This window comes from Colwellia sp. MB3u-8, from assembly GCF_014076985.1.
Classification (GTDB): Bacteria; Pseudomonadota; Gammaproteobacteria; order Enterobacterales; family Alteromonadaceae; genus Cognaticolwellia.
In genome coordinates this window covers 37,568-49,176 of sequence record NZ_JACGVA010000073.1, presented here as the reverse complement: position 1 = coordinate 49,176, position 11,609 = coordinate 37,568, and the positions used below count along the sequence as shown (strand labels likewise).

Sequence of the window (11,609 nt, the reverse complement as noted above, 5' to 3'; positions counted from 1 at the left end):
ATGACTATTTTGCTTGCTGCAATGCACTAGTTTAACGGGATGAAAAAAAACATCATGCTTATTGTTCCAGATTAAGCACAAATACCGAAATATGTGTCGGTAAAATGTTCTCAATCACTATAGCAGGTTATTTTGATGGACAGCCAAATTGCCCTGGTGTGTTTTAACCAGCATAAGTGGCTAATAATTTAATGAAACGGGTATCAGATCAAGCTAACGTTAAAAGGTTTATTTAATATCTTGTTGTCAGCTACTAGTTTTAGTATGATTAAATGATAATTGTTATCATTTAGATGTAGGCTACTATGACCTTATACGAATTACCCCTTAATCAGCTAGCTCATATCAGTTATTTACCGGCAAACTTCGCGTTAAGTGCGCAGTTAATTGAACAGGGCTTCGCATTGAAAAGTGAAATATCATTAGCTCATAAAGCGCCTTTTAACGGTCCGCTTGCCTTTCATTTGCATGGCACAAAAATGTGTCTGCCAGCGACCATTGCCAAGCTAATTAACATTGAGTTATTAACTAAATGATCGAACAAAATATTGCACTGGTCGGTTTTGCTAATTCAGGCAAAAGCACACTTTTTAATGCGTTAGCGGAGGCAAAACAGAAAACAGGTAACTGGACAGGTGTCACGGTTGCCGCCAAACAGCAGCAATGTCAGCTAAATAAAAAACTGACATTACTGTCTGATTTACCTGGCATTAGCTCTTTAGCGCAGCGAAGTCAGCAAAGTAAAGATCTGTCGGTTACTCATGACTTTATTAAGCAAAACCCCATTGATTGTTTAATTAATGTGATTGACGCCACACAACTTAAGCGCCAGCTGTATTTAACTACACAGCTGCTTGAGCTTGGTTTACCTATGATAGTGGTGCTAAATAAATCAGATCGTAAAGAAGCCGCTAATATAGATTTGCAAAAACTGTCTGCTCAGTTAGGTTGCCCAGTAGTTACTGAAAATAGTGTTGGAAAACATGCGGGCAAAAAAATTACCGCCGCATTACAAAATATTCCTAGCCCGCGGGTCGCTGGGCATTTATTGACCCTACCCGAAGCATTAGCGGATTACTCAGGCATGCCACTTGAATTAGAACGCCAAGCTTGTGGCAAAACACCAGGCTGCCAATCAACCGATAAAAAGGCCATGGCGGTCATGCAAGCAAGGTATGACTTTATTTATCAACTGGTTGCTGACGTGGTTACGGCCCCAAGTAATAATGCTCAATTTAGTGACAAGTTAGACCGCTGGATGTTGCATCCGGTTTTAGGTGTACCGATTTTTTTAGTGATGATGTACTTGCTCTTCATGTTTGCGATTAATGTTGGCGGTGCTTTTATTGATTTTTTTGATATTTTAGCGGGTGCAATATTTGTTGATTATCCACAACACTTTTTAAGCGCTTTTAACTTACCCGCTTGGTTAAGCACTATTATAAGTGGTGTCGGTTTAGGTATTCAAACCGTAGCAACATTTATTCCTATTATAGCTAGTTTGTTTATTGGTTTGTCACTACTAGAAAGCAGTGGTTATTTAGCCCGAGCTGCATTTGTGGTTGATGCCGCGATGCAAAAAATTGGTTTACCGGGTAAAGCCTTTGTGCCATTAATTGTTGGTTTTGGTTGTACTGTGCCGGCGGTGATGGCAGCGCGTATTTTGGATAACGAAAGAGAAAGAATCACCACCATCATGATGTCGCCATTTATGTCTTGCGGTGCTAGATTACCGGTTTACGCCTTATTTGCCGCGGCTTTCTTTCCAGAATCAGGGCAAAACTTAGTATTCTTGTTGTACCTTATTGGCATTGCTGCCGCGGTATTGACTGGGCTGATGTTAAAGAAAACCATTTTAATGGGTAAAAACTCTATTAATATTATGGAATTACCTTTGTATGAATGGCCAAAATTGTCATATTTGCTTAAGCGGGTATGGCAACGTACACGCTCTTTTATTGTTGGCGCGGGTAAAACCATCATAGTGGTGGTCTGTGTTTTAAACTTCTTTAATTCTTTAGGCACAGACGGTGAATTTGGTCATCATGACACGCAAGACTCTTTGTTAAGCAAAAGTGCGCAGGTGCTGACACCCTTGCTTGCGCCCATGGGGGTTAAAGAAGATAACTGGCAAGCCAGTGTCGGTATTATAACTGGGCTATTTGCAAAAGAGGCGCTAGTGGCTACTTTTAATAGTTTATATTCACCGGTTTCACAAGCGCCAACAGCACCCGCTCCTATGCCGGTATTATGGCAGCAAGCGCTAGCGAGTATTAGCGATAATTTACAGGGCATAGCAGCAGATGATCCCTTAGGTACTGACATTGGTGATGTGTCTAGCGTAGCAGTTGCCGCACAAGCACAAGGCGTTGCACAAAGTACCATTACCATTATGCAAGCTGCTTTTGCGGGTAAAATTGGCGCATTTTGTTATTTGCTTTTTATTTTACTTTATACACCATGTGCGGCGGCAATGGGGGCAATTAAAAATGAAGTGGGTACACGTTGGGCAATGTTTGCTGCATTATGGAGTTTTACGTTAGCCTACTTATCGGCAGCAGGATGTTACCAACTTGCGGTGTTTTCATCACAACCTATTCACTCGTTCATCAGTATTATGGTGATCATGGCGGTATTTTTTAGCATATATTACGGTTTAAAACGCGCAGGTAAAAACATTCTGAGCATACCTACGTTGGTTTCTTATCGTTAACACTCAGGCCTTTAATTACCGTTAAGTCATCAATTTGACTGATATAGCAGCTGAAAATGCTATCTTTGAACCACACAGCGTTATTTATCTTGTCGAACATTACTAAACAGCTTAGGCTATATTGAATCTTAGTTGTAAAAAGCAGTATTGAAAATATGGATAACATACAAGCAAAGCGTTATTTACTGAATAAAACTGAAACTATTGAATATACTCCCTTTGGTCCTGATGTGAGTGTTTTTAAAGTAAAGCATAAAATGTTTGCGACATTATCGTTAGGCAAAGGTAATGAAAAAGGCACTAATGGTAAAATGGCAGGGTATTATTGCATTAACCTAAAATGTGACCCTGACGAAGCTATTATGTTACGTGATGTTTATGCTGCGGTTATACCAGGCTACCATATGAATAAAACGCAATGGAATACGGTCATTTTAGATGGCTCAATCCCACAAGGTGAAGTTGAACGCATGATTGATAATTCATATATGCTAGTCGTAAGTAAGATGACCAAGCAAGACCAGCAGTCGCTGCTAATGCCTTTATAAAATTAACATTAGCGCTAAAAAAGCATCAAACTGACGAATGGTGCTTGCTGACCTGAACTATTAAGCGGATTGGCTTAAATCTAGCTAAGACTAATACTATTAGTCTTGAATCTAAACCTAAACCTAAACCCAAACCTCAAACCTAAGCCCAAAATAGCAAACGCCATAGTATTGAACTTACAGACCTTGTCTGCAATAACTGATCCCTATTGAATTTTCAGACCATCTACTGAATCGTTAACCTTGGCACTAATATTATTTTTGTATTATTGAGTATCTCCACCGCAGGATTAATGTATATCACCTAAATGCTTTTATTTTAAACAAAGCTCAATACATATGTTGTATTTGTTGCTAAATTAAACTCAGGATACGATAAAATAACAGGCTGATAGTGTTGAATCTAAAATACCCCTGGGTATCTTCTATAACCGTACTCATTATTTTTGGGCTTGGGATATTGTCTTTTAATCTACAAAGTTTTTGGCATCAGGACAAATACTCGGTGCTTATTGCGGTTTCTAAAACACCCTTGTCTACGCCTTTTTATATTGCTAAAGCGATAAATGCTTTTGATGACACCTGCGTTAGGGTTAAATATGAGCAGGTAATAGGAGGTAAAGCCGCATTTGATCAGGTGATGAGTGGCACGGTTGATTTTGGCACAAGTTCTGATTCGGTGATTGCTTTTCAAAGTTTAACTACGCCATCATTTGTCACCCACGCCATGTTTGTCCAATCTGATAATGATGTGAAATTAATGACGCATTCTGCCGATAAAATTAAATCAGCCATAGATCTAAAAGGCAAAAAAGTGGCTGTTACCCAAGGTACTGCCAGTGAATATCTGTTAAGTACACTTTTAGCGATTGAAGGGTTAACAATGGCTGATGTGAAGTTATATTATTATAACCCAACACAATTGCTACAAGCTTTTAGTCGTAATGAGGTTGACGCCATTGTTTCCTGGGAGCCTTTCGTTTTTCAGTTGTCGCAAGCACTGGATAAAAAAATAAAAATTCATGATACCAAAAGTTTAAGTACATTGAGCTTTAACTTAATTTCTCAAACCGCAGACAGTCAAGGAGTAGAAAAAGCAAAATGTGTCATTCAAGGACTACAAACTGCTATCCATTACATTGCTTCGCATCCACAAGCCGCTAAAAAAATAGTGATAGATGAGTTAAATTTAGATCCCGCATTTATTGACTGGGTGTGGCCTGATTATATTTTTAAGCTCGGATTGAATCAATCATTGATATTAAATATTAGATCTCAAGCACTATGGGCAGTGGAAACACAAATGAGATTATCTAAGCGTGTACCTAACTCATTGCACTTTGTTGATAGTAGGGCTTTGCTACAGGTCGATCCTGGAGCCGTAGATATACCGCTGCAGATATTCCCCAGTAAATAAGGATTTTTATGAAGATAAGCTTACAGCAACATATTTACTTTTTTACCCTGAGTACAGGTTTATTGTTCACTGTACTTGTTGCGAGTGTTTTATGGTCAACTCAAGTAGTAGAAGTCGCTTTAGAACGTGAAAAGTATGCCAATAAAGTTGAAAGTCATACCAACATTCTTAAGCAATTCCTTATCAATGAAGATATTTATGCCAGCGATTACAACACCGATAATTGGCTAGTTTTAGACAGTAAATTTAATGACTTACTTAGACGTAGCCCTAGTTTGACCCCAGAGCAACAAACCGTTCAAAACAGTATTGAAAGCCAGAATAAGAATGTACAAAGGTTATTTAATACCATCAATAAAAATAAACTAAAAAATGCCGATGAGAGAATTAAAAAGCATTTAAAAACCAGGTTAATAACGCAATTAGAAGCTATTCGATCTGACACAATACAGCTGTCCAGCATAGTTCAAAAAGACATTGCAAACGTTATTAAGCAACAGGTCATATTTATCCTATCTATACTCGCTCTTAGCCTTTTCATTTTAGTTTATGGTGCTGTTAAGTTAGTTAAGATTTTTAGCACATCACTCAATGAAGTCAAAACAGCTTTTGAAAAAAATCGCAGTGGTAACTTTCAACAAATCCAACTTTCTAATCAATCAGAAGAGTTTAATGGCATCGCTAATGCCTTTAATCACATGAATAAAGAATTGAGTGAAACGACGGTTTCTTTAGAGTCAATGACAAAAATTGTTGCAGAAAGAACTCAAGTATTAGAGCAACTATCTAACACCGACCCTTTAACCAAAGTAGCCAATCGTCGGGCACTGTTTGAACGAGGAAATAATGAGTTTTCTCGTGTACAAAGAAGCAAAAATCCATTGGCTGTCATTTTGTTAGATTGTGATTTATTTAAAAATATAAACGATCAGTTTGGTCATTTATTCGGTGACGAAATTTTGAAAAACATTTGCAAAGTTTGCACTGAAGAGATACGCAGTATTGATTTTTTTGCTCGTTACGGTGGTGAAGAATTTATCATTATTTTACCCGATAGTGGTGTCAACGCGGCGGTAGAAACAGCTCGTCGTATTCAACACTCTTTAGCTAATCATGGCATAGCATATGAAGGTGAAGATATTTTTGTGACCGTCAGTATCGGTATTAGTACGGTTAATGAACAACATGTTGATTTCGAACAATTAATAAAAGATGCTGATTTAGCTATGTATCAAGCCAAGGAAAACGGCCGCAATAGAATTGAAGTGTTTGGCGATAATATCGTTTATTAATTGTCATATCAGTAATGGTCATTATTTCAATATTTTGGAGTAAGTGTGCGGAGTCAGTTAGGCTCATTCATTCTTTTAAACATAGCCCTCAAACCACAGTATTGAAGTTAGCCTTTGCGAAAGTGATAGAGCTTACTGTTCTACCATAACATTCTAAAAAAGCGTTCTAAAAATTATTGCAAAGTAATTGTTTGTTAGTTTTTATGAGTTAGGTGTATTGTATCTAGATAGTAAAGGGCTTTAATATCTATGCGATTATGTAATGCTTAACACTGGTCTCAACGCCTTGATAAAATTGTTATTAACTTATTTAAGTCCTTGCCTTTGTTCGTTATTTTCCATGCCATAAATAAGGCCTGAGGTGGACGTTCTTCAGCTAATTTGGTCACAATGAGAGCGCCTGACTTAATCTGATTTTGGATCAGGTTTTTGGGTAAATACCCAATGCCGATCCCTGCAATAATAGCGGTAGTTTTGATGGCTATAGAGCTGACAAAAAATGTTGGCTGCCTTAACCATATTAGTAACTATGTTAATGAGCTTTATCAAGTACCTGGTGTGAAAGAAACGGTTGATCTGGAATACACGAAAATCCATTACTACGCGAGTCATTTAACGATTAACCCTACTCGTATTATCCCTTTAGGTGCGAGTCAACACTTTGATGCGCCACACGATAGAGATCGTCAATATTAAGGGCTAAAAAGTGTTAATCGTTTAACGATCAAATACCGCTTTATAGCGCTAAAAATATATTACCAAAGCCATGAGTTATAAGGTTTCATTCAATGAGTGCGGAGGAAAGACCATGATCAAACATTATCCCTATAAAAGCTTAGGCAAAGCTAACTACGGCTGGCTGAAATCTAACCATCATTTTAGTTTTGCTCATTACTATAATCCAACACGTATGGGCTTTGGAAAACTACGCGTAGTCAATGACGACTGGGTAGAAGCCGGTATGGGCTTTCCTTCGCATCCACACCGTAATATGGAAATTATTAGTTTTATTCGCTCAGGTGCTATTACTCATCAAGACAGCACAGGTAATAAAAGCATCACTAAAGCCGGTGAAGTACAAGTGATGAGTGCAGGTACGGGTATAGTGCATTCAGAATATAACCGCACTAATAAACCATTAACTTTCTATCAAATTTGGCTTGAAAGCAATAAAGATAACGTAACACCGCGCTGGGAAAGCAAAAAATTTCCTAGCGAGTATGGCTCAGCACTGACGTTGTTAGTCTCAGGTTATCTAGCAGATAAAAGTAAGGCATTGTTTATTAACCAAGAAACGCGAATCTATGGTGGGAAACTAGCTAAAGGAAGCGTGATTGAACATAAAATCAGCCATCAAGCTTATATTTTAGCTTCTGATGGTATGTTTAAAGTAGAGGACAGCTTAAAAACGGTAACCATGAATAAGGGCGATGGGCTGGAAGTTACCCAATCCAATGCCATTTTACTCAGAGCTGCTACCGACTGTGAAGTGATTATTATCGATACTATCGCTTAGTTTTTACTGCATATAAAGTAGACCAGCTGATTAATGAAACGGCTATAAGCATTAAAAAACAAGGTGTTCACTAGAATGTAAGGCCTAACTATTGCCACAAATAATTCACATGTAAAGGTATTAATTGGACAATAGCCAGTGCTAACCGTAATAATTAAAGGAGATTTTTTAGGACAGCCAAGCGCTATCTGGCTTCCAACTGTCGAGCCATGTTAGCACTTCACTGGCGGGCATTGGCCTTGCAATACCGTAACCTTGTGCTAATTTACAACCCAGTTGTAATAATTCAGTGCCATGTTCAACCGTTTCTACCCCTTCTGCGATCACCTCAATTTGGAAGGCTTTCGCCAAACTAACAACGCCCATAACAATGGCTAAGTCATCCGGGTCAGTGAGCATGTCTCGTATAAAACTCTGGTCTATTTTGATCTGGCTAGCGGGTAGGCGCCTGAGATAAGTTAGCGAGGAATAGCCAGTACCAAAATCATCTAGGGCAAACTGCACACCTAGGCTAATACAAGATTCCATGGTTGCTATAATATAGTTGATGTCATTTATTGCGCTGGTTTCTAATACCTCTAGTTCCAATAAGTGTGCTGAGACATCAGGATGTGCAGCCAATAATGTCGCCAAGCGCTCAACAAAATCACTTTGTTGGAGCTGATAAGCACTGATGTTGACACTAATAGGGAATGTAACTCCGATACTTTGCCACTGGCTTATTTGGCTCAGCGCGGTATCGATAACCCATTCACCTATCTTAAGGCTAATAGCCTGGTTTTCTATCATAGGTAAAAAATCTAATGGTGGCACTAAACCGCGTACGGGATCTTGCCAGCGGATCAAGGCTTCTACACCCACGACTTCACCCGTAGACATATTCACTTTCGGTTGATAATACAAAACCAGCTCACCTTTATCGAGTGCTGCACTGATATTGTTAATGTTTTCCTGTTCAAGGTTAACGGCGTCATCGAGGGCGCTATCAAACAAGTGATAACAATTTTTACCCGCATTTTTCGCCATATACATGGCTTGGTCGGCATGGCGGATAAGTATTTCTGCATCGGCATCATCTTGAGGATAGAGAGTAACACCTATGCTAGCGGATACATTTAACACCAGATCATCAACTATTACTGGTGCTGAAACCACCAGCAGTAAACGCTCTAATACCTTGCTAAATTCTTCAGTTTTCGCTAAATCGGTTAGTACCAAGACAAACTCATCACCACCAATACGAGCAAGTGTATCGCCCTCACGTAATGCCTCTTTCATGCGGAGTGAGATAATAATCAATAGTTCATCACCGACATGATGGCCATGGGCATCATTAATCGTTTTAAAATCATCTAAATCTAGAAATGCTACAGCGAGGGAATTATGCTGGCGTTTGCTTTGTAATATAGCTTGGTTTAGGCGGTCAGCGAGTAATGTGCGATTGGGCAAGTCGGTTAAGTCGTCGTAATGAGCCATGCGCTGTAATTGACTTTGATGGGTTTTGTTTAGCTTGGTAATGTCAGAATAGAGTGCAACATAATGGCTGACTTCGCTAGCCGAATTTTTCACCGCACTTAGGGTCAGGTTTTCTGGGTATACTTCACCATTTTTACGACGATTCCAAATGGTACCAACCCAATAGCCTTTGCTGTTAACCGCTTGCCACATCAAAGCATAGAACTCAGCTGACTCACTGTCTGATTGGAAGAAGCGTAGATTTTTACCGACCGCTTCTTGACGTGAGTAACCGGTGACTTCAGTGAAGGTGTTGTTGACTTCGATTATGCTCGCGCTTGCATCAGTGATGATAATACCTTCACGGGTGTGAGAAAATACAATAGCGGCAAGGGCTAACTCAGCTGCGCGTTTATCTTTCTCTTCGTTGGCAAGTTTAAGCTTTTTCTCACTTTTTTTATGTTCAGTAATATCGGTACGAATTGAAGTATAACCACTAAGCTTTTCGTTGACATACAAGGGTATAATGGTGGTATTAACCCAATACTCTTGTCCATCTTTAGCAAGATTACAGATATCATCATTCCAGAAGCCGCCTTTAGATATAATTAAATACATCTCACGCCAATAGTCTTTCGGTTGCTGCTTAGAATTAAGCAGGCGATGATTGGCTCCAATGAGTTCCTCTTGACTATAACCACTGACCGTACAAAATTTGGTATTGGCATAGTTAATCGTGCCTTTAACATCAGTAATCGACACTAACGAATGCTCATCCATGGCTGCTTTTTGTGCTAAGAGTGCAGCCTGAGCAGCTTTGACAGCCTGAGTGTCTTGTTCTGTTTGTGCTTTAGAGCGGTGATCAAGTTCATGTAAAATTTCTGCTTTAACTAACACTTCGGCGTTTAAGCGGTTAACTAGTTGTTTGTACCTTAGTAAGTGCGGAATGAGCATAGTGAGCAGTAATAGCACTAAAATCACCACAGTGACAATTAAGGCTAATGTAGTTGGAGAGACCTCCTTGATAACTTGGTCTGTAGTTTGCGGAATAAAGTGCACGGCTGTCATCGCGCTATAGTGCATACTCGAAGATGCCAAGCCCATAACCACAGCACTCACTAGATGTTTTTTAGTTATAAATTGATATTGGTTTTGATTAATAGCGCCATACTGTATCTTTAGTGCCACCATAGCTAAGATCACCGCAATCAAGACAGACAAATAAACTAACGTCATATCATGAACCATTACGGCTTGTAATCTCATGGCGGCCATGCCTAAGTAATGCATAAGGCCAATACTTGGACCTAACAACAGCCCACCAATTAATAATCGATAATAGCTAAATGTTTTTAGTGTCATCAACCACAGGACAACACTAGAGGCAAAAATTACCGGTAGAATAGACACCATCATTGTGGCTACGTCATAGCTAACCGGTATTGGAAATGTTAACGATACCATGGCAATAAAATGCATGGCCCAAATACCGATACTCATCATTACAGCACCGAATAGATTCCATAATATTTTTTGACTTTGTTGGGAAGCGGACATACTTCGTTCAACTATACCAAAGGCACTAAATGAGGCTAATATGGCAATTACCATGGATAGAACGACTAATTTGAGATCATAAGTGGTCGTGAGCGCTGCAACGGTTATACCGTTATAGTCGTGATTCATTGATATTAAACCCCAAGCATAGTGTGAATGTTTAGCGAACTTTTTTCTGCAATATACACTGTCCACAAGGCATTTGATACAGCTGTGAATACTTTTGATTTGGTATATAAGTTAGCTAAAAGACAGTTAAACATTTGCTATTAAACTAACGTTTATTCATTTTATTGGCTGAGTTGCTGGCCTAAAGCAGGGACAGTTTGATCTTAATTTCATCTTGTTGCGTATTTAACTCTAGTTAAAGAGATACTCGTTAGCTTTAGTTAATTCACCGTTCTGATGAATGGAGCTATAAGAAAAACAGGAGTGATTAAACCTTGTTAGCAGAGAAATTGTTAGGCGTTATATTTGATTTAGATAATACTTTAGTTTCTTCATCTTTAAATTTTGAAGAAATAAGAGCGTCTTTAGGCTGCGAAAAAAATATCGACTTATTAGATTTTGTTGATGCTTTACCAATAGAGCAGCAGATTCATGCCAATAACTCCTTAGTTGAATTTGAAGTGAGTGACGCGCTTAATGCGAAAAAACTGCTCGGCACTGACCAACTTATAGCGCTATTGTCTGAATTGGATATACCTTGTGCCATTGTTACGCGAAACTGTCGTCAAGCGGCTTTGATAAAAATGCAAAATAATAATATTGCTATTACCCTGCTATTAACTAGGGCAGATCACAAGGCTAAACCTGCTCCCGATGCTTTATTGCATTTAGCACAATTATGGCAAGCACCTGCTGAAAATTTATTATATGTCGGTGACTATTTATACGATCTACAAGCCGCACAAAATGCTAATACTATGTCGTGTCTGGTGACGCATGGCGAAACGCCTGATTATGCCAACTTAGCGAATATTGTAGTGAACGAACTGACCGAGTTAAGTGAGGTTATTAGGCAAATTTTTACTCGTGAGGCTGCTGGTGTGTCTGGCTAAAGTTTATCATTCAACAGTCAATATTCACCGTCACCAGTCAACATTCACCT

At 39.0% G+C, this 11,609-nt stretch carries 9 protein-coding genes and 1 pseudogene; 8 read left to right on the top strand and 2 right to left on the bottom strand.

The window, feature by feature from the left end; translation table 11 throughout:
• Nucleotides 1–305 precede the first annotated feature (305 nt).
• The 5 genes from H4J54_RS17115 to H4J54_RS17095 all read left to right on the top strand — a co-directional run bounded on the left by H4J54_RS17115 (nucleotide 306) and on the right by H4J54_RS17095 (nucleotide 5,970).
• Entirely contained in the window at nucleotides 306–536 is a 231-nt protein-coding gene (locus tag H4J54_RS17115) for a FeoA family protein (protein WP_182192205.1), read from the top strand.
• Nucleotides 533–2,713, top strand: coding sequence for a ferrous iron transport protein B (feoB, locus tag H4J54_RS17110; RefSeq protein ID WP_182192204.1), 2,181 nt, complete (start codon nucleotides 533–535; stop codon nucleotides 2,711–2,713). Before H4J54_RS17115 ends, feoB begins: the two co-directional genes overlap by 4 nt.
• Before the next feature lie 155 nt (nucleotides 2,714–2,868).
• Nucleotides 2,869–3,261 carry an MmcQ/YjbR family DNA-binding protein gene (locus H4J54_RS17105; protein ID WP_182192203.1) on the top strand — a complete coding sequence of 131 codons (393 nt, stop codon included), beginning with the start codon at nucleotides 2,869–2,871 and terminating at the stop codon, nucleotides 3,259–3,261.
• Nucleotides 3,262–3,655: 394 nt separating this feature from the next.
• Complete coding sequence (locus H4J54_RS17100) at nucleotides 3,656–4,678, top strand: NrtA/SsuA/CpmA family ABC transporter substrate-binding protein (protein WP_310650120.1); 1,023 nt, start codon at nucleotides 3,656–3,658, stop codon at nucleotides 4,676–4,678.
• 8 nt (nucleotides 4,679–4,686) lie between these two features.
• On the top strand, nucleotides 4,687–5,970 hold the full coding sequence (locus tag H4J54_RS17095; protein ID WP_182192202.1) for a GGDEF domain-containing protein: 1,284 nt from the start codon (nucleotides 4,687–4,689) through the stop codon (nucleotides 5,968–5,970).
• 278 nt (nucleotides 5,971–6,248) lie between these two features.
• On the opposite strand, the gene H4J54_RS17090 is transcribed toward H4J54_RS17095, so the two are convergent.
• Nucleotides 6,249–6,422 carry a hypothetical protein gene (locus tag H4J54_RS17090; RefSeq protein WP_310650137.1) on the bottom strand — a complete coding sequence of 58 codons (174 nt, stop codon included), beginning with the start codon at nucleotides 6,420–6,422 and terminating at the stop codon, nucleotides 6,249–6,251.
• Between the two features lie 61 nt (nucleotides 6,423–6,483).
• Between H4J54_RS17090 and H4J54_RS17085 the strand changes: the two are divergent.
• Nucleotides 6,484–6,666: pseudogene (locus tag H4J54_RS17085) on the top strand (glutathione S-transferase family protein); the annotation flags it as partial.
• A gap of 112 nt (nucleotides 6,667–6,778) precedes the next feature.
• On the top strand, nucleotides 6,779–7,486 hold the full coding sequence (locus H4J54_RS17080; protein WP_182192201.1) for a pirin-like bicupin family protein: 708 nt from the start codon (nucleotides 6,779–6,781) through the stop codon (nucleotides 7,484–7,486).
• Between the two features lie 168 nt (nucleotides 7,487–7,654).
• Here the strand turns inward: H4J54_RS17080 and H4J54_RS17075 are convergent, their stop codons facing one another.
• The gene (locus H4J54_RS17075) at nucleotides 7,655–10,627 is read right to left on the bottom strand and encodes an EAL domain-containing protein (protein WP_182192200.1); all 2,973 of its coding nucleotides are present in this window, start codon (nucleotides 10,625–10,627) and stop codon (nucleotides 7,655–7,657) included.
• Nucleotides 10,628–10,941: 314 nt separating this feature from the next.
• On the opposite strand from H4J54_RS17075, the gene H4J54_RS17070 reads away from it, so the two are divergent.
• Complete coding sequence (locus H4J54_RS17070; RefSeq protein WP_182192199.1) at nucleotides 10,942–11,559, top strand: HAD family hydrolase; 618 nt, start codon at nucleotides 10,942–10,944, stop codon at nucleotides 11,557–11,559.
• Nucleotides 11,560–11,609: the final 50 nt, after the last annotated feature.